20 protein-coding genes are annotated in these 26039 nt (G+C 53.8%); 13 read left to right on the top strand and 7 right to left on the bottom strand.

Annotation, left to right across the window (positions count from 1 at the left end; all coding sequences use genetic code 11):
• Positions 1–3: 3 nt before the first annotated feature.
• The 8 genes from U5L07_15970 (at position 4) to U5L07_15935 (ending at position 13773) form a co-directional block, all read left to right on the top strand.
• Positions 4–2415, top strand: a complete 2412-nt coding sequence (locus U5L07_15970; GenBank protein ID MDZ7833247.1) for an FAD-dependent oxidoreductase — start codon at positions 4–6, stop codon at positions 2413–2415.
• Between the two features lie 292 nt (positions 2416–2707).
• Complete coding sequence (gene carA, locus U5L07_15965) at positions 2708–3850, top strand: glutamine-hydrolyzing carbamoyl-phosphate synthase small subunit (protein MDZ7833246.1); 1143 nt, start codon at positions 2708–2710, stop codon at positions 3848–3850.
• Between the two features lie 225 nt (positions 3851–4075).
• Positions 4076–7300: a carbamoyl-phosphate synthase large subunit gene (gene carB / locus U5L07_15960; GenBank protein MDZ7833245.1), complete on the top strand. Its 3225-nt coding sequence runs from the start codon at positions 4076–4078 to the stop codon at positions 7298–7300.
• A gap of 198 nt (positions 7301–7498) precedes the next feature.
• Positions 7499–8941 (top strand): amidophosphoribosyltransferase, encoded by a 1443-nt coding sequence (purF, locus tag U5L07_15955; protein ID MDZ7833244.1) that lies wholly within the window; start codon positions 7499–7501, stop codon positions 8939–8941.
• A 60-nt stretch (positions 8942–9001) separates the two neighbouring features.
• A complete protein-coding gene (locus U5L07_15950; GenBank protein MDZ7833243.1) occupies positions 9002–9517 on the top strand; it encodes a cyclic nucleotide-binding domain-containing protein in 516 nt (171 codons plus the stop codon).
• 30 nt (positions 9518–9547) lie between these two features.
• Positions 9548–10549, top strand: coding sequence for a radical SAM protein (locus U5L07_15945; protein ID MDZ7833242.1), 1002 nt, complete (start codon positions 9548–9550; stop codon positions 10547–10549).
• A 133-nt stretch (positions 10550–10682) separates the two neighbouring features.
• On the top strand, positions 10683–11588 hold the full coding sequence (locus U5L07_15940) for a carbohydrate kinase (protein ID MDZ7833241.1): 906 nt from the start codon (positions 10683–10685) through the stop codon (positions 11586–11588).
• Positions 11581–13773 carry an HAD-IIB family hydrolase gene (locus tag U5L07_15935; protein ID MDZ7833240.1) on the top strand — a complete coding sequence of 731 codons (2193 nt, stop codon included), beginning with the start codon at positions 11581–11583 and terminating at the stop codon, positions 13771–13773. The genes U5L07_15940 and U5L07_15935 overlap by 8 nt, the downstream gene beginning before the upstream one ends.
• A gap of 132 nt (positions 13774–13905) precedes the next feature.
• Here U5L07_15935 and U5L07_15930 read toward each other — a convergent pair whose 3' ends face one another.
• Positions 13906–14940 carry a DUF933 domain-containing protein gene (locus U5L07_15930; protein MDZ7833239.1) on the bottom strand — a complete coding sequence of 345 codons (1035 nt, stop codon included), beginning with the start codon at positions 14938–14940 and terminating at the stop codon, positions 13906–13908.
• Positions 14937–15758 carry a TatD family hydrolase gene (locus U5L07_15925; GenBank protein MDZ7833238.1) on the bottom strand — a complete coding sequence of 274 codons (822 nt, stop codon included), beginning with the start codon at positions 15756–15758 and terminating at the stop codon, positions 14937–14939. The genes U5L07_15930 and U5L07_15925 overlap by 4 nt, the downstream gene beginning before the upstream one ends.
• A 113-nt stretch (positions 15759–15871) precedes the next feature.
• On the opposite strand from U5L07_15925, the gene U5L07_15920 reads away from it, so the two are divergent.
• The 3 genes from U5L07_15920 (at position 15872) to U5L07_15910 (ending at position 18150) form a co-directional block, all read left to right on the top strand.
• Positions 15872–16375 (top strand): four helix bundle protein, encoded by a 504-nt coding sequence (locus U5L07_15920; GenBank protein ID MDZ7833237.1) that lies wholly within the window; start codon positions 15872–15874, stop codon positions 16373–16375.
• A gap of 25 nt (positions 16376–16400) precedes the next feature.
• Positions 16401–16886, top strand: a complete 486-nt coding sequence (locus tag U5L07_15915) for a four helix bundle protein (protein MDZ7833236.1) — start codon at positions 16401–16403, stop codon at positions 16884–16886.
• Between the two features lie 223 nt (positions 16887–17109).
• Positions 17110–18150 carry a hypothetical protein gene (locus U5L07_15910; protein MDZ7833235.1) on the top strand — a complete coding sequence of 347 codons (1041 nt, stop codon included), beginning with the start codon at positions 17110–17112 and terminating at the stop codon, positions 18148–18150.
• Here U5L07_15910 and thiD read toward each other — a convergent pair.
• Positions 18099–18947 (bottom strand): bifunctional hydroxymethylpyrimidine kinase/phosphomethylpyrimidine kinase, encoded by an 849-nt coding sequence (thiD, locus tag U5L07_15905; GenBank protein ID MDZ7833234.1) that lies wholly within the window; start codon positions 18945–18947, stop codon positions 18099–18101. The two genes, U5L07_15910 and thiD, sit on opposite strands and share 52 nt — an antisense overlap.
• Positions 18948–19129: 182 nt before the next feature.
• On the opposite strand from thiD, the gene U5L07_15900 reads away from it, so the two are divergent.
• Positions 19130–19594, top strand: coding sequence for a four helix bundle protein (locus U5L07_15900; protein MDZ7833233.1), 465 nt, complete (start codon positions 19130–19132; stop codon positions 19592–19594).
• Positions 19595–19781: 187 nt separating this feature from the next.
• Here the strand turns inward: U5L07_15900 and U5L07_15895 are convergent, their stop codons facing one another.
• From U5L07_15895 to panB, 4 genes are all read right to left on the bottom strand, one after another.
• Entirely contained in the window at positions 19782–21419 is a 1638-nt protein-coding gene (locus U5L07_15895; protein MDZ7833232.1) for a glutamate synthase-related protein, read from the bottom strand.
• Between the two features lie 221 nt (positions 21420–21640).
• On the bottom strand, positions 21641–22354 hold the full coding sequence (locus U5L07_15890; GenBank protein ID MDZ7833231.1) for a GAF domain-containing protein: 714 nt from the start codon (positions 22352–22354) through the stop codon (positions 21641–21643).
• Between the two features lie 17 nt (positions 22355–22371).
• Positions 22372–24672 (bottom strand): hypothetical protein, encoded by a 2301-nt coding sequence (locus tag U5L07_15885; GenBank protein MDZ7833230.1) that lies wholly within the window; start codon positions 24670–24672, stop codon positions 22372–22374.
• 132 nt (positions 24673–24804) lie between these two features.
• Positions 24805–25596, bottom strand: a complete 792-nt coding sequence (gene panB, locus U5L07_15880) for a 3-methyl-2-oxobutanoate hydroxymethyltransferase (protein ID MDZ7833229.1) — start codon at positions 25594–25596, stop codon at positions 24805–24807.
• 41 nt (positions 25597–25637) lie between these two features.
• Here panB and U5L07_15875 point away from each other — a divergent pair, with 41 nt between their 5' ends.
• Complete coding sequence (locus U5L07_15875; GenBank protein ID MDZ7833228.1) at positions 25638–26000, top strand: hypothetical protein; 363 nt, start codon at positions 25638–25640, stop codon at positions 25998–26000.
• Positions 26001–26039: the final 39 nt, after the last annotated feature.

The raw sequence follows: 26039 nt of genomic DNA, 5'->3' as shown, positions 1-26039 counted from the left end.
ATAGTGGATCATCAGCAATATTATCTTGTGCAAGGCAGGGAAGACGGTGTTCGGCTCGAATCCCGCGTATTGGAAGAGCGGATTCAGGCAGCGCTTGAAAAAGGCCATCGCTACATCGAGGTGGATGCCTACGGGCATCACGGTATCGGCGGGCGTTTATGGAAGGCGGGTCAAGAGCCGGTCCATATCCGCGTGACCGGTCATTCCGGCCAGCGGCTGGGATCCATGGGCTTTCCCAGCACCCGGATCGAGAACATGGGGCCGGCATCCGATGATGTTGGCTGGCTAAACGGCGGAGCGGATATTATTGTGCACGGCCATGCGGGAAACGGCGTGGCCAATGCCATGGCCCAGGGCCGGGTGTGCGTGGCCGGCTCCATCGGGGCCCGGGGCATGACCATGACCAAGCACAATCCGCGGTTTTCCCCGCCGGAACTCTGGGTGCTGGGCTCTGCCGGGGATTACTTCGGCGAGTTCATGGCCGGCGGCATCGCGGTTATCTGCGGCATTGAGGCGCAGACGCCGGGGAATATTCTGGGTTACCGGCCGCTTGTCGGCATGGTCGGGGGCAAGGTATTTTTCCGCGGCCCGCACGGCGGATACAGCAAAAGTGACGCCCGCCTGACGCCTATCAGCGAGTCGGACTGGGAATGGCTTGCGGAAAATTTGCAGCAGTTTCTGGCTGCGATCGGTCGCATGGATCTCTATGATGAGCTCTCCGAGCGTGAGCGCTGGCAGCTGATCGCCGCCCGTACGCCCCGGGACAAGGTGGTGCGAAAAATAAGGTCCATGCAGGAATTCCACCAGTCTGTCTGGAACCGGGAGCTTGGCGCCGGCGGTCTGATCGGCGATTTGACTGACATGGACATGAGCCCGATACCGGTAATTACTTCGGGTGAGCTTCGGCGCTATGTGCCGGTATGGGCCAACCGCATGTATAAAGCGCCTTGCGAAGCCGCCTGCCCGACGGGCATTCCGGTTCATGACCGCTGGCGCCTGATCCGCGATGGCCGGGTGGACGAGGCCGTTGATATGGCGCTTGCCTATACCCCGTTTCCGGCAACCGTTTGCGGCTATCTGTGCCCCAATCTGTGCATGAACGCCTGCACCAAGCAGTCTGTGAATATGCCGCCGGTTGATGTCACCCAGCTGGGAAAAGCCAGCATCGAGGCCAAAACGCCCGAGCTGCCGGAACTTTCAGAAGGTAAAGTGGCGGTGATCGGCGGCGGCCCGGCGGGCATTTCCGTGGCCTGGCAGCTGAGGCTTCGGGGGCATGAGGCCACCATTTATGATATGTCCCAGCTTTTGGGCGGAAAAATTCTTTCGGTGATCCCGGAGAGCCGGATTCCCGAAGACATCGTGGCCAGGGAGCTGGAGCGGGTAAGAGCGGCCATCCCGCATGTGAATCTGCAGCAGAAGCTTTCCCGGGATGATATTGAGCAGCTTAAAGCCGAGGTGGATTATGTGGTGGTCGCCACCGGCGCGCAAACGCCGAAAACCCTGCCGGTTGCCGGCAATGAACGGATGATTCCGGCAAACGATTTTCTGGCCCGGGCCAAAGCCGGCGCGATTGATCCCGGTAAACGGGTGGTGGTGATCGGCGCGGGCAATGTGGGCTGTGACGTGGCAGTGGAGGCCAACCGGCTGGGGGCGGAATCGATCCAGTTGATTGACGTGCAGAAGCCGGCTGCCTTTGGCAGGGAAAAACAACACGCCGAGGCCGCGGGGGCAGAGTTCCGCTGGCCCTGCTATACAAAGGAAATCACCGATGACGGGGTCTATCTGGATACCGGTGAATTGCTGCCGGCGGATACGGTGGTGGTTGCCATCGGGGACATGCCGGATTTGTCGTTTCTGCCGGATACGGTGAAGGCCAAAAAAGGCTATGCGACGGTCAATGAATATTACCAGACAACAGATCCGAAGATATTTGCCATCGGCGACATGGTGGCCCCGGGCCTGTTAACCGATGCCATCGGCGCGGGCCGAAAGGCGGCGGCCGTTATTGCCGACATACTGGAAGGCAAGCGGCCCGAGCAGATGGTCAAGCCGGTTTCGGATAAGCACCAGGGGTTTGTCGATCCACAGCTGTCCGAATCTCACACCATCCACCGGGCGGCCTGGGACTTTCGGGAGGTGATTGACAAACACCGCGTCAAATTGGAATATTTTGACCCCCGGATTACCGAATATCATGACATGAATGCATGCGGCAGCGAGTGTGCCTCATGCGGCGCGTGCCGGGATTGCGGAATTTGCGAAGCGGTCTGTCCGCAGGCGGCAATCAGCCGGGCGGCAAAGGAAAACGGGGATTATGAGTATGTGGTGGACCCTGAGCGCTGTATCGGCTGCGGCTTCTGCGCCGGCGCCTGCCCGTGCGGCGTCTGGGAGATAGTGGAGAATACGCCGCTTTAGGCCGCTTTTAATTGACTGGGTGGCTGAATCTGGTATGAGATAAGGGATTTTTTAAGCAATTTATTATGGATGGATTTATAAAAAACGATTTATTCTGCTGCTGAGGCGGTATTTTTGCAGAAGGTAACTCAAAAAAGCTCTCAAAATCTGTCCATACTGTCATTTCGAGCGATAGCGAGAAATCTTTTACTTTAAGATTCCTCGTCGCTTGTGCTCCTCGGAATGACAGAGGCCGAAGGTGTTGGAATAACAAAATATACTATGCAAAAACTTGACGGATGAATCAGAAGCAATGACGAAAGCCCTGCTTGCCTTCGAAGACGGCCGAACGTTTGAATGCCGAAGTTTCACCGGACACGGCGAAACCGGGGGGGAGGTCGTGTTTAATACCAGCATGTCCGGCTACCAGGAGGTGCTGACCGACCCTTCCTACCGCGGCCAGATGGTGGTGATGACCTATCCGCTGATCGGCAATTACGGCGTCAATCCGGAAGATGTGGAATCCGACCGCGTCCAGGTAGCTGCCTTTATCCTCCGGGAATACCAGGAATTTCCGAGTAATTTCCGGGCGACCGCGTCCTTAAAGGACTATTTGGTATCTCAGAATATCCTGGGCATTCATGAACTGGACACCCGGGCCATCACCCGGCATATCCGGAATGCCGGTGCCATGCGCGCGGTGATATCCACACGGGATCTGGATCCGGCGTCTCTATCCGCCCGGGCCCGGGAAATTCCCAAAATGGAGGGCCGGGATCTGGTGAGCGGCGTGTCCACACCAATTCCCTATTTCTGGGCCGATCGTCCGGAACCCCTTTCCGCCGAAACGGTTGTCGATGATACGATCTGGCGCGCAAAAAGCGGGAAATACCGGGTGGTGGCTTTCGATTTCGGCGTGAAATACAATATCCTGAGGTGCCTTGCGGATGTGGGGTTTGAGGTGCTGGTGGTGCCGGCGAAAACCAAAGCCGAGACCGTCCGGGCGCTTGCGCCGGACGGTATTTTTTTGTCAAACGGCCCCGGGGACCCGGAGCCGCTGACCGATATGGTTGAAACGGTAAGGGCGTTGATTGGCTTTCGGCCCATGTTCGGCATCTGCTTAGGCATCCAGCTGATCGGCCTGGCGCTTGGCGGGCGGACCTATAAGCTTAAATTCGGCCATCACGGGGCCAACCAGCCGGTGCAGTATCTGGCGACCCGGCAGGTTGAGATTACCTCCCAGAATCACGGGTTTGTGGTGGATCCGGAAAGCCTGGATCCGGAGATTGTGGAGATTACGCATATGAATTTAAACGACAACACCCTGGAAGGCTTCCGGCACCGGCATGAACCGCTGTTTGCCGTCCAATACCACCCGGAAGCCGCCCCCGGCCCCCATGACGCCCGGTATTTGTTTGAGGAATTCGCAGGGATGATGAAAGCACTGAAGTACTAATGGAAAGATAAAATCTCAAATTTCAAATCTCAAAACACAAACAATACTCAAATTCCAATGACCAAAATTCAAAACAACAGGCGTTCGGCAAAAGAGGGGTTGTTTTAAGCATTGGGATTTGATTTTTGGAATTTGTTTGTCATTTGAATATTGTAATTTGGAATTTAATTACGAACCGTGAACCGTGAACCGTGAACCCTAAACCCTAAACCTTATACCTTTCTTATGCCCAAACGAGACGACATCCATAAAATTCTGATCATCGGCGCCGGCCCCATCATCATCAGCCAGGCCTGCGAGTTCGATTATTCCGGCACCCAGGCCTGCAAGGCGTTAAAGGAAGAGGGCTACGAAGTGGTGCTCGTCAACAGCAACCCGGCGACCATCATGACCGATCCGGAGATGGCGGACTGCACCTATATCGAGCCGGTAACCCCGAAATCGGTGGAAATGATTATTGAAAAGGAGCGCCCCGATGCCCTGCTGCCCACCCTGGGCGGCCAGACGGGGTTAAATACCGCCGTGGCGGTTTCGGAAAAGGGGATATTGGAAAAATACGGCGTCGAGATGATCGGTGCCAACCTTGAATCGATTCAAAAGGCGGAAGCCAGGGACCAGTTCCGCTGGGCCATGGAAAAAATCGGGCTGCGGAGCCCCAAAAGCGATTTTGCGCAAGATATGGAGACGGTGTGGCGGATTGCCGATAAGATCGGCTACCCCATTATCGTGCGGCCGAGCTTTACCCTGGGCGGCACCGGCGGCGGGGTGGCCTATAACCCGGAAGACTTGAAAAACATGGCCGAGGCGGGCCTGGATGCCAGCATGACCACCCAGGTAATGATCGAGGAGTCGGTGCTCGGATGGAAGGAATACGAACTCGAGGTCATGCGGGATAAAAACGATAATGTGGTCATTGTCTGCGCCATTGAAAACATGGACCCCATGGGTGTTCATACCGGGGATTCCATCACCGTGGCCCCGGCCCAGACATTGACGGATCGGGAATATCAGCTCATGCGGGATGCCTCGATCGCCATTCTGCGGGAAATCGGAGTGGATACGGGAGGCTCCAACGTCCAGTTTGCCGTTAATCCGGAAACCGGGGAGATGCTCGTCATCGAAATGAACCCCCGGGTGTCCCGGAGCTCGGCGCTTGCCTCCAAGGCCACGGGCTTTCCCATTGCCAAGATTGCAGCCAAATTGGCCGTGGGCTACACCCTGGATGAGCTGCCCAATGACATTACCGGCGAGACTGTGGCCGCCTTTGAACCGTCCCTGGACTACTGCGTGGTGAAAATTCCGCGATGGACTTTTGAGAAGTTCCCGGAGGCAGAAGACGTGCTCACCACGTCCATGCGCTCCGTAGGCGAGACCATGGCCATCGGCCGGACGTTTAAAGAGGCGCTTCAAAAATGCCTGCGGTCTTTGGAAATCAATCGTTACGGGTTGGGGGCGGACGGCAAGGATCATCTGGATGCGGAAGCGTTTCCCGAATCGGCCGAAGAGATCGAGCGGCTTTTGGCCCGGCCCACCTCCAATCGGATTTTTTATTTGAGATACGCCCTGCTGGCCGGCATGCCCATAGAAACCATTTATGGGCTTACCGGCATTGATCCGTGGTTTTTGCATCAGCTAAAGCAGATTGTTGACATGGAGGATCGGGTAAAGGAAACCGGCGCCCCCCTGCCGTCCGAATTGCTGGCGCGCGCTAAATCCTTCGGGTTTTCCGACTTTCAGCTGGGGGTATTGAGCGGCACGGATGAGAAAACCATTCGGGATCAGCGCAAGTCTCAAAAAATCCGGCCGGTGTACAAGCTGGTGGATACCTGTGCGGCGGAGTTTGAGGCAGCCACCCCCTATTATTATTCGACCTATGAGCAGGAGAATGAAGCCCGGGTGTCGGCGCGCAAAAAAATTATGATTTTGGGCGGCGGGCCGAACCGGATCGGCCAGGGCATTGAATTTGACTACTGCTGTGTGCATGCCTCTTTTGCCCTAAGGGAGCTGGGGATCGAATCCATTATGGTCAACAGCAACCCGGAAACGGTGAGTACGGACTATGACACATCGGATAAGCTCTACTTTGAGCCGCTGACCCACGAGGATGTCCTTCATATTGTGGAGACTGAAAAACCGGACGGCGTGATCGTCCAGTTCGGCGGCCAGACCCCGCTTAATTTGTCCATCCCGCTGCTTGAATCCGGCGCGCCGGTTATCGGCACGCATCCTAAGAGCATTGCCCGCGCGGAAGACCGCAAACAGTTCCAGGCCATGTTAAATAAACTGGATTTGAAGCAGGCGCCCAATGATACGGCCATGAGTGTGTCTGAGGCCCTTAACGTGGCCGAACGCATTGGGTTTCCCGTGATCGTCCGGCCGTCCTACGTGCTGGGGGGGCGGGCCATGAAAATTGTCTATGACGGGCAAACCCTGGAAAACTTTACCCGCCTGGCGCTGATCGCTTCGCCGGATCACCCGGTATTGATTGACAAATTTTTGGAAGATGCGGTTGAGGTGGATGTGGATGCGGTTTGCGACGGGCGCGAGACCATTATCGGCGGCATCATGGAGCATATTGAGGCCGCAGGCGTCCATTCCGGGGACTCGGCCTGCGTGCTGCCGCCTTATTCATTGACAACCGATGAGATTGAATCCGTGACCGCGGCCACCAAGGCCATGGCTAAAGAATTGGACGTGATCGGGCTGATGAATGTCCAGTATGCCATCAAAGACGGCCATCTGTATGTACTGGAAGTTAATCCCCGGGCCTCGCGTACGATTCCATTTGTCAGCAAGGCCAGCGGTGTGCCCCTGGCCAAAATTGCCACCAAGGTGATGCTCGGCTGGCGCCTTGCAGAGCTTGGATTAACCGCTGAAACCGTGCCTGCCCATATATCGGTCAAGGAAGCGGTCATGCCGTTTGACCGGTTTCCGGACGTGGATACCCTGCTGGGACCGGAGATGAAATCAACGGGTGAAGTGATGGGCATAGACAAAGAGTTCGGGCGGGCCTATGCCAAGGCGCAGATCGGTGCCGGCCAGCACCTGCCGGTTGACGGGGATGTCTTTATCAGCGTCCAGGATTCGGATAAACAGGCGGTGCTGCCGGTGGCCGCCGCATTCCGGGATATCGGTTTTGAGATCATTGCCACGCGCGGCACGTCAGAGTTTTTTTCAAACAACGGAATCGAAAATCGCATGATCAATAAGGTCTCCGTCGGCCGCCCCCATGTGGTGGATGCCATTTTAAACCGGGAGATTCACCTCGTGATCAACACCGGCACCGGGGATGAAACCCGGCGGGACGGATACATGATCCGCCGGGCGGCATTAAAATTCGGCATTCCCTACGCCACGACCATAGCCGGCGCCAAGGCCATGAGCCGCGGCATTGCCGCCTTAAAACAGAAGGCCCTGACCGTGGCCCCGATTCAGAGCTATCACCAGTAGGTATTAGGTGTTAGGTGTTGGGTATTAGGTATGGGGTGTAAGGTGTAGGGTGTAGGGTGTAGGGTGTAGAAAATAAAAGACTTAGTGCCTCAGGGCCTAAGGTGTCAGGTGTCAGGTTTCAGGAATGATTATATTTTTAACTGTGAACTGTGAACTGTGAACTGTGAACTTTTAACTTTTAACTTTGAGCTGTGAACCGTGAATAAGTCTGTCAATCCATTTATCGAAGCCCCGGAAACGGGGGACCGACCCCGCGAATCCTGCGGCGTTTTCGGCATCTTTAACCATAAAGAGGCGGCCAAGCTCACCTATTTCGGTCTTTATGCGCTCCAGCATCGCGGCCAGGAGAGCGCCGGTATTGCCGTGGCCAGGCAGAAAAAGATTGACTGCCACAAGGGCATGGGCCTGGTGCCCGATGTGTTTGACGCCGCGAGCCTGGAATGGCTGGACGGCAGATACACGGCCATCGGCCATGTGCGCTACTCCACCACCGGCGATTCGGTCATCACCAACGCGCAGCCGTTTGTGGTCACCCATGGGGGTAAATCCTACGCGGTGGCGCACAACGGCAACCTGGTCAATGCCCACCTTTTAAAGCGGGAACTGGAGGCGGAAGGCTCGATCTTCCAGACCACCATGGACAGTGAAATCTTTCTGCACCTGCTGGTCAAGAACCTGGGCCACGGGTTTGAGGAAGCGCTCTCCCGGACCGTCAGGCGTTTGAGGGGCGCCTACGCCCTGGTTTTTCTAACCGGCAAGGGGGAACTGGTGGGAATAAAGGATCCGAACGGGTTTCGGCCGCTGTGCCTGGGCCGGAAACCCAACGGCCGCTACGTGTTGGCCTCCGAAACCTGTGCCCTGGACCTGGTACAGGCTGAATTCATCCGGGAGCTGGCGCCGGGCGAGATTGTGATCATTGATAAAACCGGCATCAGAAGTTTACATCCCCATTCGGCGGTTCGCCAGTCCTGCTGCATTTTTGAATTTATTTACTTTGCCCGGCCGGACAGCAATATTTTCGGCCGGAATGTGTATCAGACACGTAAGGCCCACGGCCGCCAGCTCGCCCGGGAGGCGCCGGTGGATGCGGATCTGGTGATGCCCTTTCCGGATTCCGGCAACTATGCGGCGCTTGGCTATGCAGAGGAATCCGGGTTGCCCTTTGACCTGGCCATGATCCGGAATCATTATGTGGGGCGTACATTTATTCAGCCCACCCAAAGCATGCGGGATTTCGGGGTGCGGATGAAGCTAAACCCCGTAAAAGACCTGCTGGCGGGAAAGGAAATTATTGTCATTGAGGACTCCATCATCCGGGGTACCACAGCCAAAACCCGGATTAAAACCCTGCGGGAGCTGGGGGTGAAGCGTATCCACATGCGTATTGCCTGTCCGCCGCATCGGTTTCCCTGCCATTACGGCATTGATTTTCCCACCAAAGGCGAACTGATTGCCGACCGTAAAAGCGTTGAAGAGCTTCGCGCCTATCTTGATCTGGACTCCCTGCACTATCTGAGCCTGGAAGGGCTTTTGGAGGCGACCGGCGGGGCGGATCCGGAAAATAATTTTTGTAAGGCTTGCTTTGATGGATGTTATCCGGTAGAATTCGATCGAAATGTGTCCAAAAAATGTTTGGCATAGATCAACCCGGGGGATTTGATGCCTGCAGGTCCAAATTGATTTTTGATTAGGGGTCAATCAATGATCGAGACAAAGTATTTAAAGGATAATGTCCAGAACATCCAGAAGCTTCTGGCGATTCCCGGCTTAAAGGATTTTGAGACCCGATCGCTGGCAAAGCTGTTGCGGCTGAGCAAAATCCGGGAATACGAAGATGGCGAGCTGATTATAAAGGAAGGCGATAACGATCCCTGGCTCTATTTTTTACTGTCTGGAAAGCTGCGGATCAAGAAAAACGATGTGGAAATCGGCCGGATTTACCAGGTGGGGGATATTTTTGGTGAAATGCGGATTATCGACAATATGACGCGCTCCGCCTCTGTATATGCGGATGGCCCGACGATCTGCCTGTGTGTGGACACCTCGGCCAAGGGACGGCTTGCCACGGTCAGGGAGCGGGATGAAAAGCTCGATTTTCTGCTGCTTTTGTATCGGATATTTGCCGAATATATTTCGATTCGCCTGCGGGCCACCAATGAGGAACTGATCAAAGCCAAAGAGACCATAAAGGAATTAAGAGACTGGAAGACCGAATAGTTTCAGCGTCTTCTCAGCCCCCTCCCTGTTATGAAGAAAACGGTCGCGTTCGCCAAACACTCGGTCAACGTCTTTTTCCATATTTTAACCCAATGCAACCTGAACTGCCGGCACTGCTATATCAATCCCGCCCAGCACGGCAGTGACATCCTTTCCCTGGATACCATCACCCAATGGCTGAATCTGTTTCCGGATGAAAATCGCCAGGCCAACCTGATTCTTTTGGGCGGCGAACCCACGCTGCATCCGCAGCTGGATCGGATCATTCTGGCCGCCCGGCAGATGGGGTATGGCTCCATCACCATTGATACCAACGGCTATTTGTTCCATGACATTTTAAATAAAGTCGGACCTTCTGATGTGGATTTTATCAGCTTCAGTCTGGATGGGGCCACGCCGGCAACCAATGATGCCATCCGCGGCAGTGGATGCTATGATGCTTGTCTGGCAGGCATCCGGGCGGCGTTGGCGCGCGGATTTAAGACCAGCCTGATCTATACGGTGAGCAACGAAAATATCGGGGAACTCGAGATGATGCCCCCGCTGCTGGAAACACTCGGGGTCAGCCGGTTTTTTATTCAGGTGATCGGCATTCGGGGTAAATCCGCCGGGTCCGGCAAGGATCAGCTCCAGGTGGACCGCCAAACATGGATGCATCTGATCCCGAAAATTGCCGAAAAGGTTTCCAAATCGGGCATTACAGCAACCTATCCCAAAGTCTTTTTATCGCCGGAAGAGCCGTTCGAATGCGCCGGTCAGGTGGCGGAGAACTACTTTATTTTCCCCAATGGCCGGGTGTACCAGTGCCCCCTGTGCGAGGACTATCCCCTGCACAGCCTTTTAATAACGGATGGACGGCTGGAGAAAACCGGCCGGATCAATGAGGCGGATTTGTTTTCCCTGACCATTCCCGAGGGCTGCGTGATGAACAAACTGGTGCAGCCCGGAAATTTAAGTTATCAGGCCGACGGTACGCCGGAATACCGAATTGCCTGCTGCCTGCTAAAGGAAGAAGTGCCCGGCCAGAATTAGTTCGAGCAATTTATTTTTTTAACCGCCCAAATAACGGTCAATTAGAACATTACCGCTTCAAACCTGTTTGAATTCCAATTAATTCAGATTTAATTTAATCAAAAATGTTTTTATTTTTAACCTGGAGGTGGCCGTGATATTAGTTACTGGCGAGCTGTTGGTGGATATTTTCCCGGATTATCGGCGTATCGGTGGCGCCCCGTTTAATTTTGCCTATCATTTAAAAAATTTCGGCATGCCGGTGCGATTTGTCTCACGGCTCGGCCGGGATGCTTATGGGGACGAAATCCTTTCCATGTTATCGCGCAATCGGTTTGATGCAGCGGATATCCAGATGGATGAGACCCATGCCACCGGGCAGGTCCACGTCTCCTTTGACCGCGCGGGCAATCCGGAATTCGATATCATGGCGGATGCGGCCTTTGATTATATTGATTTCACCCCTTATCTGTCGCTGTCCGAGCCGCCGGACATGGTGTATTTCGGTACCCTGATCCAGCGCACCGAAAAGGGGTGCGCAAGGCTTCAGGGTTTTCTTGACAGCCTGGATCCCCAAGTTCCCTGCTTTTATGACGTCAACCTCAGGCAGGGAACCCGCCAGCCCAAGGTGATCAACCATTCCCTGGAAAAAGCCAACATCGTCAAGTTAAACGAAGACGAGCTCACCTATATCAATCAGGAGATGCTTGAGATAGAGGAGAAAACCGAGGCAGCGGTTTTTTCCATGATGGAGCGATACAGAATCGAAGTGCTCTCCTTAACCCGCGGCAGCGAGGGAAGCGAGCTGTTTATGGACGGCCGCCAGCACTTTTACGTTCATGCCACAAATGTGGATCCGATTGTGGATACGGTGGGTGCAGGCGATGCGTACGCGGCGGTCCTGGCCCTGGGCTACCTGCGCGGATGGCATCCCGGGCGGATTCTCTCCCATGCCACCATGTTTTCCGCCAGTATCTGCCGTATCGAAGGGGCTGTGCCCGAGGACACCGCATTTTATCAGCATATGCGGAATATGATCGAGGGGGAGGCCAATGGCTGAAAAAGGTCTGTATGTACAAATGTTTAGTATTCATGGGCTGGTGCGCTCCGAGCACCTTGAGCTCGGCCGGGATGCGGATACCGGGGGCCAGGTTAAATACGTGATTGAGCTGGCCAATCAATTGAGCGAGCGCGATGAGGTGCGGCAGGTGGACTTGTTTACCCGGCAGATCAAGGACAAGAAAGTCTCGGAGGATTACGGCAAGGCCATTGAAACGGTCAATGACAAATTCCGGATCGTGCGCATCCGGTGCGGCGGCCTGAAATATATCCGCAAGGAACTGCTGTGGCCGTACATGGATGAGTACGTGGATAAGACCGTCAAATTCATCAAAAAAGAAAATCAGGTGCCGGACATCGTGCACGGCCATTACGCGGATGCCGGGTATGTGGCCATGGAACTGGCCAAGATTTTCGGCCTGCCGCTGGTTTTCACCGGGCACTCCATGGGCCGCTCCAAATTTCAGAAGCTTTTAAATGACGGTATGACCGAAGATGACATCATCAAGAAGTATAAAATCGATCACCGCATTAACGTGGAAGAAGAGGTGATTAAGAGTGCGGATCTTATCGTCACCAGCACGAACCAGGAGATCACCGAGCAGTATAAGCAATATGATAATTCGGACATTCCTGAATACCGGGTCATCCCGCCGGGCATCGACATTACCCGGTTTTACCCCTACTACCACGACCGGCTCCCGGAATATGAAAAAAGCGAGATCGAGCTGTATTCCCAGGCGTCAGTGCTGCGTGAGCTTGACCGGTTTCTCATGTATCCGGATAAACCGTTGGTACTTGCGCTTTCCCGGCCGGACAAGCGTAAGAATATTTCCGGATTGGTCCAGGCTTTTGGCGAGGATCAGGAGCTGCAGACCATGGCCAATCTGGCCATATTCGCCGGTATCCGCAAGGATATTGATAAGATGGAGGAGAATGAGAGCGATGTGCTCACGCGGATGCTCCTTATGATGGATAAGTATGACCTTTACGGCAAAATGGCGATTCCCAAGAAACATGATATTGAATATGAGGTGCCGGAGCTTTACCGGATTGCCGCGGAAAAGCGGGGGGTGTTTGTCAATCCCGCCCTGACCGAGCCCTTCGGCCTTACCCTGCTGGAGGCCTCAGCCACGGGCCTGCCGATTGTGGCGACCAATGACGGCGGCCCCTATGATATCATCAACAACTGTCAAAACGGCATTCTGGTGGACCCGACCAATCCAAAGGAAATTACCGGGGCCTTGAAAACCATTATCACCGATTATGAGCTATGGGCCCGGTATTCCAAAAACGGCATTATGAACGTCCGGAAATATTATACGTGGGAAAGCCATGCGGCCACTTACATGGAAGCGGTCAGTCAAATAGAATCCAAAGCAGATTTTGCGGCGGAAAAGGAGCGCGCGGCCACGCCCATCGGCAAGCGGCTGGCCTGTCTGAACCGTTTCTTAATCACCGACATTGACAATACCCTGATCGGTGATTCCAATGAGCATCTGCCGGATCTCATCGATCTGCTTGAAGATAACAAATCTAAAATGGGGTTTGCCGTAGCCACGGGCCGGCATGTATCCTCGGCAGAGGCGATTCTCGATCGCCATAATGTGCCCAGGCCCGATATTGTGATTGCCTCTGTGGGCACGGAAATTTATTACGGGTCGGACCTTTACTATGACCGCGGCTGGGAAACCCATATCGCCCATCAATGGGATCGTCAAAAAATTGTGGATTTGCTTTCAGGATTTGATTTTCTACAATACCAGGAGGAGGCCACCCAGCGGCCGTTTAAGGTAAGCTACGACATGGATCCCGGCAAAGACCGGCTGGCAAAAGTCCATGATGCCCTGCTTAAAAACAAGTGCCGGTATACGCTTATCTATTCGCATGAGAAGCATCTGGATATTATCCCCTACCGGGCGTCCAAGGGCAAAGCCATCCGGTATCTGAGCTATAAATGGGAGCTTCCGCTCAACAATCTCTTGATTTGCGGCGATTCGGGCAATGATGAGGAAATGCTTCGGGGCGAGCCGCGCGGGGTCGTGGTCGGCAACTACAGCCCGGAGCTGGATACCCTGAAGGGGGCCAAAAACATCTATTTTGCCAAAGCGTCCTGTGCCGGCGGAATCCTTGAGGCCATCAGGAAATATCAATTTATTGAGAAGGCCTCGAAGAAGGCGTGCTGACCTATTTGGAGATGGCCAAGCAAAAAGTTCAAGATCAAGGCGCCGCGAATCTCGAGGAATGAGGCGTACAAGAAGTACGTTGAATGACGAGAGATGAAGCGCAACGCAGATATTGGGCGTTTTGCTTGGCCATCAGACATTAAACCGGAAATTGATGATATCCCCGTCCTGTACCCCATAGGTTTTGCCCTCAAGGCGAAGCGTCCCTTTTTTTTTGGCCGCATTCATAGTGCCGGCTTCCATCAGGTCCTCATAGGAAATGGTTTCCGCCCGGATAAACCCCTTTTTGATATCCGTATGGATGGCGCCGGCGGCTTCCACCGCAATGGTATTCTTGGGAATGGTCCAGGCCTTGACTTCATCTTCGCCCACGGTGAAAAAGGAGATAAGCCCCAGGATGCCATAGGACTTCTGGATGAGGCGATCCGTGGCTGAGGCGGCAATATCAAATTCGGCCAGAAGTTCCGCGGCCTCTTCATCTGTCATCTGGGCCAGCTCATGTTCAAGTTTGCCCCGGATGACCAGGCACTCCTCCCGGCTTAACGCATCCGTTCTTTCAGGCAGGTCCGTGTCCTCATCTTCGTTGTTGAATAAAACCAATACCGGTTTGGCGGATAAAAAGGCATAGCCTCTGAGCTGAGGAGCAGCAGCAATCTCCGGATCACAGCGCAGCGGCGTTTCTGCCTCAAGCAGCGCATGGGCTTTTTTAAGAAGCTCATGTTCATCGGCATCCACCGGCTTGCCCTTCTTGCTTTCGGCTGTCATCCGCTCAAGGCGTCTTTCCACCACCGCGAGGTCCGATAATATCAATTCCTGGTCAAGCTTCAAACAATCCGCCGCCGGTGCGGGCGCATCCAGGCCGAACATACGGAAGTTGCGCACCACGTGAATCAGGGCATCCATATCCCGCAACGCGGTCCAGGCGGTTTCGGTTTTGTCGCCCGCATTTTTCTGCCCGGTTTTGCCGGGCAGAAGATACTCCACCTGGGCGTAAATCGTTTTTCTGGGTTGATACATCCGGCTTAATGCGTCGATTCGTTCATCCGGCACATGAATGGTGCCCAGGCGGTCTTCGCTTTTATCGCCGGTATGGGCGAATTCATGGGTTAGCGCCTCAAAAACGGTGGTTTTTCCGGAAACCGGAAGGCCGATGATGCCGAGTTTCATGTAAATAGCTCCTCAGATGAATCCGTGTTAACGGGCTCGGAAATCTGATATAGCTGACAGGTGTTTGCCCATAGGGTGTCGGCCAGGGCTTGGGGATCACGGTCCAGCACTTCGGCCAGCTTGTAAAGAACGGTCCGCACAAATGCGGGTTCATTCCGTCGGGTATGATTTTTATCCGGTGCAGGGGTCAAAAACGGGGCGTCGGTTTCTATCACCATTCGGTCCGGCGGCACCTGCTGCACCAGGGAACGCAGCGGCTCGCCCCGGGTCTTCATGGTTAGAATGCCGGTGATGCCGATGTAAAAGCCCATTTTTAGATAGGCCTGCATTTCATCGGCCGAACCGCTGAAGCAGTGAACGACCCCCAGGCGCCGGCTGCTGTTGTAATGGGCGGACAGGATCTCCAGAAACCGGCCTTCGGAATCCCGCTCATGAAAAATAAGCGGCAGGTCCAGTTCATCCGCCGTTTCCAGCTGCCGGACAAACCATTTTTCCTGGGCTGCCTGCGGGGAATGCATCCGGTTAAAATCAAGGCCCGTCTCCCCCCATGCCTTCACTGCCGGGGATTTGGCGAGTTCTTCCAAATTTTGCAGGCTGTCTTCGGAGCAGTCGCCGGCATCATGGGGATGCATCCCCACAGAGGCATAACAGCCGGGGAACCGTTCAGCGATTTCAACGGCCTGGCGGGACTCGCCCACGGTAATCCCGACAATCATCATGCCTTCTACATCGGCCGCTTTGGCCCGGTCAATGACCGCCGGCTGGTCCTTTTTATAAGCCCCCAGATTTAGGTGGCAATGGCTGTCAAATATTTTCATCAGGCAGCAGGATCTCTTTATTTATTATCGGTTTTAATTGTTAAATAGAAACCTATTGCCTAACACCCCATCCGCCAAAAGGCAAGCCTCTGATTGGCAGTCCCACGGTAAATTTGTTCTGTATCCAAATCGAAATCGCTATCGGGATCGGGATCGAAATCGAAAAAAATATGAACCTTGGACGCGAAAAACTGGACGTCTATCGCCTTTCAATAGGCTACGTTGCATGGGTTTACGAGAAGGCCGACAGCCTGAACGGAGTCCATCGGCCCGCCCGGGCTCAATGGCTTCGGGCCAGCCAGTCGATACCGCTCAATATCGCCGAAGGTAATGGCAAGACCGCGGAAGCCGACCGAAGGCGTTATTTCGAAATCGCTCGTAGCTCCGCGCTTGAGTGCGCGGCGATTCAAGATGTGCTGGTTGTCGGCAAGGCGCTGGACAAGATGGAAAGCCGGAACCGCAAGGATGAACTCGACCGTATGGCCGCGATGCTCAGCCGTCTCGGCGGAAGAGGATACCAAGTTCGAGAGGATCAGGAAGTCTACAGCATCGATTTCGATCCCGATAGCGATTTCGATCCCGATTTCGATCCCGAGGAAAACGAATCCCAACCTTAGCGTTAACAGGACCGGGGGTATGGATTTGTTCTGTATCCAAATCGAAATCGCTATCGGGATCGGGATCGAAAAAAATATGACCCTTGAACACGAAAAACTGGACGTCTATCGCCTTTCAATAGGCTACGTTGCATGGGTTTACGAGAAGGCCGACAGCCTGAACGGAGTCCATCGGCCCGCCCGGGATCAATGGCTTCGGGCCAGCCAGTCGATACCGCTCAATATCGCCGAAGGTAATGGCAAGACCGCGGAAGCCGACCGAAGGCGTTATTTCGAAATCGCTCGTAGCTCCGCGCTTGAGTGCGCGGCGATTCAAGATGTGCTGGTTGTCGGCAAGGCGCTGGACAAGATGGAAAGCCGGAACCGCAAGGATGAACTCGACCGTATGGCCGCGATGCTCAGCCGTCTCGGCGGAAGAGGATACCAAGTTCGAAAGGATCAGGAAGTCTACAGCATCGATTTCGATCCCGATAGCGATTTCGATCCCGAAGAAAACGAATCCCAACCTTAGCGTTAACAGGACCGGGGGTATGGATTTTGCGGTTAGAACAAATTCACCGTGTTGGCAGTCCTTTTCCCTGAGACATAGATTCCGGATTCCGCAGGTTTTTGACACCATTCCGGAACGCTTTTATAATATAAATATTATATGTTTATTGGGGTTTACAAGACAGCCCGGTAAACGGGTGTTATTTAATGCCACGCAAGATAACATACAGAAAGGAGAGACCCTGATGGCTGTTAAGGAACTGCCGATCCCGGAGCATTTTGACCCGGAAAAGGTGGGCGATGTCTGGCGGGTGGACTATGCGGATAAGGCGGTCGAAGCGGAAAAATGGGCGCAAAAGCATCAAATCCAGGGGGCGGGCAAAGACCGCTTTAAGCTCTGCCTGCTCTTGGTCGATGTTCAGAACACCTTCTGCATCCCCGGCTATGAACTCTATGTGGCCGGCCGCTCCGGTACCGGGGCGGTGGATGACAATGTCCGGCTCTGCCGGTTTATCTACCGGCATCTGCATGCCATTACGGAAGCCGTGCCCACCATGGATACCCATTATCCGATCCAGGTGTTCCACAATATTTTTCTCGTAAACGATAAGGGCGAGCACCCGGCGCCGCTTACCATTGTAACGGAAGCAGATATTGAACAAGGCCGCTGGCGGTTTAATGAAAAGCTGGCGGATACTTTAAATATCACACCGGAATACGGTCAGCAGTATTTGCACCATTATGCCCGGCAGCTCAAAGCGTCCGGCAAATATGACTATATCATCTGGCCCTATCACGCCATGATCGGCGGGCTTGGGCACGCCCTGGTCCCCGCGGTGGAAGAGGCCCTGTTTTTTCATTCCATCGCGCGCTCTACCCAGCCGGATTACCATGTAAAAGGGGAGAATCCCTTTACCGAGCATTATTCCGTGCTGGGCCCGGAAGTGACCCGGGATCCCCGGGGACGCCAGCTGGCGGAGAAAAACGAGAAGATTTTAAACAAGCTCATCCAAAACGATGCGGTGGTGATCGCCGGGCAGGCCAAAAGCCATTGCGTGGCCTGGACGGTTTCGGATCTCCTGGATGATGTGATGGCTTATGACCGTAGGCTGGTCGAGAAGGTCTATATTCTGGAGGACTGCACATCTCCGGTGGTGGTGCCGGACGTGGTGGACTATACGGATGAATCCGATGAGATTTTCCAAAGATTTGCCGAAGCCGGCATGCACCTGGTTCAATCAACCGATCCGCTGTCAAAATGGCCGGGCATGGCGGGAGATAAGTGATGCATCAGCGGCCCCCGGCCATGCCCGATGCGGATGTCTGCGGATAGGCCGATCAAGCAATTCGTATAATCCACCGCTTTGGAAAAGGCCTGTACCGGAATGTTTCCCTGGGCCAGAAATGAGGCAAAGGCTGAGGCAAAGGTACAGCCGGTGCCGTGCGTATTGGGTGTGTCATAGCGCGGCCGGCTTTCAGCCGCTTCCTGGATTTGGCCGTTTTTTCGATAAAGCAGCGTATCGGTCACTGTCGATGCATCCGTATGGATGTGCCCGCCTTTAAGGACTATTCCGTCCAAATTGTTAAACCGTCCCATCAGTTCACGGCCTGCCGCCAAAATGTCCCCGGCAGGGCCGCCATAGAGCTTTTCCAGCTCAAACCGGTTGGGCGTGATATGGTCAGCTATCGGAAGGATGCCGCTTATAAGGGCCTGTGCCGTATCCTCATCAATTAACTGATAGCCGGTGGTGGAGATCATGACCGGATCGCAGACCACCAGGCGATCTTTTAAAAACGGGGCAATCACCTCGCAGATTTCCCGGCTGGTCAGCATGCCGAGCTTGATGACATCAATTCGGATATCGGATAAAACCGCACTCAGCTGCTTTTCCACAAATTCCGGCGGCACAGGCAGCGTGCCTGAGACCTCCATGGTGTTCTGGGCGGTCAGGCCGGTGATTACGGCCGCCCCGTATGCACCGGTCGTGACAAACGCTTTCAGATCCGCCTGAATGCCGGCGCCGCCGGAGGGGTCCGAGCCCGCAATGGTCAGAACGGAAGGTATTGCCCGCGTCTCATTCATGAAGGATTTTCCGGATCATTCGGCATCTATTTGGGTCTTGGGTGTTGGGTACCAGGTATTGGGTCTTTTATTGTATATAATTTGAAAAATCGTCAGATGTCAAGCCGGGATGGCGGCGGCTGAAGGGTAAATTTGTTCTGTATCCAAATCGAAATCGCTATCGGGATCGAAATCGAAAAAATATGACCCTTGGACGCGAAAAACTGGACGTCTATCGCCTTTCAATAGGCTACGTTGCATGGGTTTACGAGAAGGCCGACAGCCTGAACGGAGTCCATCGGCCCGCCCGGGATCAATGGCTTCGGGCCAGCCAGTCGATACCGCTCAATATCGCCGAAGGTAATGGCAAGACCGCGGAAGCCGACCGAAGGCGTTATTTCGAAATCGCTCGTGGCTCCGCGCTTGAGTGCGTGGCGATTCAAGATGTGCTGGTTGTCGGCAAGGCGCTGGACAAGATGGAAAGCCGGAACCGCAAGGATGAAATCGACCGTATGGCCGCGATGCTCAGCCGTCTCGGCGGAAGAGGATACCAAGTTCGAGAGGATCAGGAAGTCTACAGCATCGATTTCGATCCCGATAGCGATTTCGATCCCGATTTCGATCCCGATTTCGATCCCGATAGCGAAGAAAACGAATCCCAACTTTAGCGTTAACAGGACCGGGGGTATGGATTTGTTCTGTATCCAAATCGAAATCGCTATCGGGATCGGGATCGAAATCGAAAAAAGCCCGTGGGGTCGGCGCGGTGGCCGACCCTACGACGGGCGGGTTTTCCCCTTGCGTAGGGCAGGCCACCGTGCCTGCCTTAAAAACTCTCGGACTCAGCGGATAATATTAGGAATTCAGAATCTTTTTCGCAGACTCGTCGTTTGCCTCGGTCACCATGGGAATGCCCGTTATATCAGCGGTTTCCTGGTTACCTGAAAAAAGATCCGCCCGCGCGATCTTGTCCAGGGAGAATTTTCGGGCGCCGGCCATCAGCTGCTGCAAGCCGCAGGACAATTTGTCTGACAGGGTCCAGAAGGCAATCGCCCCATAGGGGATCTTCTGCATTTCATCTTTGCCGACCTTGGCCTGAACATCATAATAGGAAGCAAAGATTTCTTCCGGCGTACTGCCCAGATCGCCTACGGTTTTCGGCAGTTTATCCCAGTTGCCGGCCACTTTGTCCTTTCGATCCGGATTCAGGGCGCCTTCGATGTTTGAGCCCAGAAAACCCGGGATCATGATGGCCCGGCCCATGCAGACCAGCTTGGTATACGGGGCGCCCAGGGCGATGGCTTTAAAAATATGATCTTCCAGGGCGAATCCGCCGGCAAAGGAGAGGTCCACGACGTCCTCGCCGCGGGCGGCCAGAATGCTGTTGTATTCATGGGCTTTGGCATGCAGGTGCAGCGAGGGAACGCCCCAGCTCTGCATCATGTTCCAGGGGCTCATACCGGTGCCGCCGCCGGAGCCGTCAATGGTCAAAAGGTCAAGCCTGGCTTCAGCGGCGAATTTAATGGCCATGGCCAGCTCTTCCATGCCGTAAGAGCCGGTTTTTAGGGAAATGCGTTTGAATCCCAGGCTGCGCAGGTACTCCACGCTCTGCATGAAGGATTCGCGAACCGCCTCCACGGTGTCCATATCCGTTGCCCCGAGGCGGCTGTGGCGGGCAAAAGACCGGATGGAGCCGTGTTTGAAGGCTTCCTGCACGGATTCCTTATAAGGATCCGGATCCACCAGGTAGCCCCGGTCTTTCAGGAATTTTGCGTAATCCAGGCTGGTCACCTGGATTTCGCCGCCGATATCCTTGGCGCCCTGGCCCCATTTGAGCTCGAGAATGCATTTGTTGCCGTATTTTTCAGCGATATATTCGGCAACGCCGTTTCGGGTGTCCTCCACGTTCATCTGGATGATGATGGCGCCGTAGCCGTCGTTGTAGCGGAGGTAGGAATCAATCCGGCGATCAAGCTCCGGGGCTTTGGTGATTCTGCCCTTGCTCATCTCGGACTCCCGGTCAACGCCCACCACGTTTTCCCCGATAACCACGGGGATGCCCACCAGGGATGCGCCGATGGCAAATGAATCCCAGTACTTGGCCGCCACAAAGGTTGATCCCAGAGCCCCGGTCATCAGCGGCATCCGGGCCTTGGTCTTGATTTCCTTGCCGAATTCGGACTCCAGGCTGACATTGGTGAACAGGCAGTCATCCGGATCCCTGGATAGTCCGGCGGTCAGCCCGTGGGAGCCGTAGGCATAGCCCTGGATCCGAAGCGAATTATAGGAGGCGCCCACATGGGTGGTATTGTTGGCCCCGGCCGTGACAATGCCGAAGCTTCTGGGGTAGAGCAGTTTTCTGCCCACAAGGCTTGACATGAAGGTTTCGCATTTGCCCTGGCAGTCCGCCCGGCATAGGGTGCACAGGCTGGATTCCGCGGGGTTGCCCCGGTTGGTTGTGCCCAGCACATCATTGTTTTTTGAAAATCGCATGGTTTTTCTCCTTCCAATTGTTCTTAGATATTTTTATATGTTTTTATTTTAACAGGTTACGTCTGAGGCAATGGATGGGCGCTTAAGAACAAAAAAAAGCGCCTACTATCCTGCCGGATAGAGACGCCTTCGTCACAAAAAAAGATTCACACATCTTTGTGTGAATTCAAAAGAGCTTTCTACATAAAGCGAAACTTAATGTCAATAGCTTTTATTAAGTATCAATACATATCCTCAGATAGTAAAATGGCCTCAGCCACCTGGCGCATGGGTTTTCTATTATCCATGCTTTTTTTCTGGATCCACCGGTGGGCTTCCTCAGCGGATAAATCCATCCGCCGCATCAGCACTTCCTTGCTTCGCTCCACCAGTTTGCGGGTTTCCAGCTCTTCCTGGATTACCCGGGTTTTGACCATGAGTTCAGAGTTGAAAATGGCCACTGCCGCCTGATTGGCCACCGCCTTGATCAGGTTCACCTCGTTTTCGGTGAAGTCGTGGTATTCCGAGGTAAAACAGTTTAACACCCCGATCACCTTCTCATCCCGGACCTGAAGCGGTACGCTGGCCAGGGATTTAAGGCCCAGTTTCCGGGCCATTTCCTTTTCTTTGAACCGGGGTTCCGTCAGAACATCAGGAATCAGCAGGGGCTGCTGCTGGGCGGCCACATAACCGACCACACCTTCGTTTAGGGTCAGAACCCGGTCCTGAACATATTCCGGATCAATGGTCTGGGTCGCTTTAAGCCTTAACTCTTTGGGCTCCTTATCCTCATCGATCAGCCAGAGGGAGCAGATTTCAACGCCCGTGACCTTGGCGGTCACCATAACGATGAGTTTGAGGATATCCTCCAGATAACGATCCGAATTAATGGCCCGGCTGATATCCATCAGGGCTTTTAAATATTTATCGGTATTTTCAGAAGATTTAATTTCCATGAAAACCTTTGAACGCGTTATTTTTTGAGATGTTTTTTAACATAGGCATAGATCTGGGAGTTGGTACAGACCTCATAATATTTTTGGTCCGTATACCTGAGGGTCCGGAAGTCGGTCAGGGAGACTTCCGGGATTTGCGCCTCCCGGATCACCAGGCGCTGATAGCGGCCCGCCATGGTGGGAAATTTGCCGGAATAAAGCGTTATCGGTGCATCCGAAATTTTGGGGAGCCGGCAGCTCAGCCGTTTCAGATGAATCTCTTTCGCCAGTTTATCAAAGGCCTTTCGGTGCAGTTCAATGCCTTTGACATTATACCGGAGCAGTCCCATGGTGGGCGGAAGCGAACTTCCGCCGCCTTCGGCCGAAGGCTTATACAGATAGACATTAAACGGCCGCTTTTTTTTGCGAAACTTTTTTCGCATGGATTTATGGCATTCCGACAGCCGGTCGGCGGTGTTGATGGCCGGGGAGATCATGATCCGGTTGTCGTTGTCATAGAAAAACGTCGGCGCCTGATCGGAAAAGCCGATGCCGATGCCGATATCCAGCATGGGCAGCCGGTTGATTCGGTTTCTCAGGTTATAGCGGCTCACGATCAGCAGAATATTGACGGCCAGGCCGCAGGCCCGGGAAACCGCATACCATTCGTCGGGTTTTTCTTCATGCTCAAAAATTGAAAGAATGACCGCATCGCCCTCAATAAATACTTTTTGGGCCCCATAGAGGGCCAGCACGTTATTGACCGGATCAAAAAAGTTCAGGCTGAAGCTGGTGGCCGGGTTCTGCTGTTTTTCCTTCATCTGCCCAATGATTGCCGAAGAGCCCCGGATATCGGCCTTAATCACGGAATGGTTCTGAATTCGGCTGGCCTCGGCGGCTTGTTCATGGGCGAGGAGGAATTCATAAAGGGTCTGGTTTTCCCGGGACAGCCGGATGCTTTTCTCCTCGGTCCGAAGGTTGATGCTGTCTGCGGTATCTTTCAGCACCTGATAATTCATGAGGTCCCGGTGGTAGCGGGCAAAATCGGTTAAATACCGGATCAGGTATTTCTGCTGATCTTTTCTGGAGGTCCGCTTGATTTTACGGACCATCTGATTCAGGGGCCCTAAGGGGAAATTCTGGGAATAGTACGCCTTAAAACGGTTTAATTTGCGGACAACCGGTTTGCGGGCCTTGGGGATAACCAGGTATTGGAGGCATTCCTGCGGGGACAGCGGGGGGCAGTATTCTTTAAAAACCGGCTGCATCAGGTAGGGGGCCACAATGCCCTGGATCATCAAATTTTTTGAAACGATCCGGTAAAACTGTTTGAGTCGCTGTTTTTGGTCGCGGGCCCGGGTTTTGAGTTTTTTTTGATGGCTCGGCCCGGTTTGCTGGTTTTTTAAATTTTTCAGTGCGTTTCGGGTTTTAAAATAATTAAACAGCAGATCGATATTTTCGACATGTTTGATCATGCCGTCTAGTTCCGGCCGATAGGCATCCGTGATATTGGTGATCTGAGGCCTGATCCGCCGGCTTTGCGGCTGTCCGGCTTCGCGGCCGCTGCTGGCTTGCGGATCGGCGCGGAAATGCGCCGCCAGAAAATTGATCAGAAGATTAAACAGGGTGTTATAATTGACCGGGTCTTCAATGCGATGGCCGATCAGTACGTAGTTTTCAATCAGAAAAAATCCGTTTATTTGGCCGGTGGACCGCAGAATCGGGTTTGAGAATATTTCCCGGGGGATGACGCTTTCTTCCCCGAAATTGGAAATTCTGAGTTTGTTCAGTTCATGCTGGACCTCCGTGAAATATTGAAAGAGATCCGTGCCCGCGTTTCGAATGATCGGGTCTTTGCGCTGGATGACCATGCCGACCTCTTCCCTTAAGGCAAGGGGCGGCTCCATCCGCTGGGCGAGTTCATGTTTGCGGATAGTGGTTTTAAGATGCTGCAGCGTTTCTTCGAACTGGTGTCCGATTGTCTCGGAAAGCATTTTGACAACAGATACCTGCGCCAGAACATCAATCTGGATTTCCCGGCCGGCTTTGGCCATATTGATGCCGTATGACAGAATCTCGTGGCACAGCCGCTTGAATTCCGTGGTCTCGTTATGCCAGTGGAACCGGGTTTCGGTATGGAAGGGCGGGGAGACCTCCGCATAATATAGAATGAGTTGAAAAGCCAGTCGATTGGCAATCCGCTGGAAGTCCGGACTGATATGGACGTCGTGCCGGACATTGTCAATCCCTCGCCGGAGGCGATCGATGGAGATTTCAAAATGATATTGTTTTAGCGGAATTTGATTTGCAGGCGGCTGCGGACGAAATAGTTTGGCCATGAATGGGTCCCGCTTTTTTTCCCGGCGTGTTCCGGAGATTTGTCGGTTAAGGCTTTTGCCGATATTCTGTTTGATTGTTTTTCGCAGGTCCTGCTGCTTGGGCCTCGGGTCCTGCGAAAAACAAAATCGGGATCATTTGTATGAATGCGTGTCCGAGGGAAAACTGCCTTCCTGAACTTCCCGCACATAGGCCTGGATTCCGGAAATGGCCGATTCCCTCAGATTGGCATACTGCTTGACGAATTTGGGCAGCCGCCCGGTCCGGATGCCCAGAAGGTCATGCATCACAAGGACCTGTCCGTCACAGTCCGGGCCGGCGCCGATACCGATGGTCGGAATATTCAAATTCCCGGTGATTTTGGCCGAGATGGCCGCCGGAATTCCTTCCAGGACCACGGAAAAAGCTCCCGCCGCCTCGACTTCTCCGGCATCGGCCAGCAGCCGGTCTTCGTCCCGCTGGACCCGGTATCCGCCCATTTGGTGAACGGATTGGGGCAAAAGGCCGATATGGGCCTGAACCGGAATGCCTGCTTCTGTAAGGGCGCGAATTATATGGCTGACCGAGGCCCCGCCTTCCAGTTTGACCGCAGCCGCGCCGGTTTCCTTTAAAAACCGGCCGGCATTGGCGATGGCATCTTTGGTTGAGATCTGATAAGACATAAACGGCATATCCGCCACCACAAGGGCCGTTTCCGCCGCCCGGCTCACAAGCCGGGTGTGATAGACCATTTCATCCATGGTGACCCCCAGGGTATGGGGTTCACCCTGAATCACGTTGCCCAGGGAATCTCCGACCAGTATGATATGGATGCCCGCCTCATCGGCCATTTTGGCAAACGGATGATCATAGGCGGTCAGTTCAGCGATTTTTTCATTTTTCTGCTTCATTTCAAAAAGCGTTTGGATAGTAATCGCGGAAGTCATAAGAAAACTCCTTTTTAGAAAACATTTCCGGATGTTAATCCATGGGGCGGAACCCGCACGGTAAATTTGTTCTATCTATTTTTCAGGCGGGCACGGTGGCCCGCCCTACGCGGGCTGTGCCGATATTTTGTAGGGTCGGCCACCGTGCCGACCTCACATGCGAGAGACCCCATGGTTATGGGGTTTCTCGCCAGAACAAATTCATCGTGGCGGAACCCGGAATATATATTGACCCAAATAAAATATTTAAATATAAATGCCAGATTATACTTAATGCCATTAACTTAAGATTGAAAATCGGCTCGGTTGTCATTTCGAGCGCCAGCGAGAAATCTTATAATTTCATGATTTTTTTAGATTTCTCGTCACTGTCGTTCCTCGAAATGACAGCGGCGGAAGGCTAAAGTTAATGACATTGAGATTATACTTATTCAAAGGGCTGC

The sequence above is a fragment of the Desulfobacterales bacterium genome, from assembly GCA_034520365.1.
GTDB lineage: Bacteria > Desulfobacterota > Desulfobacteria > Desulfobacterales > Desulfosalsimonadaceae > M55B175.
Note: the sequence above shows the minus strand (reverse complement) of the source record. Positions and strands in the feature narration are given on the sequence as shown.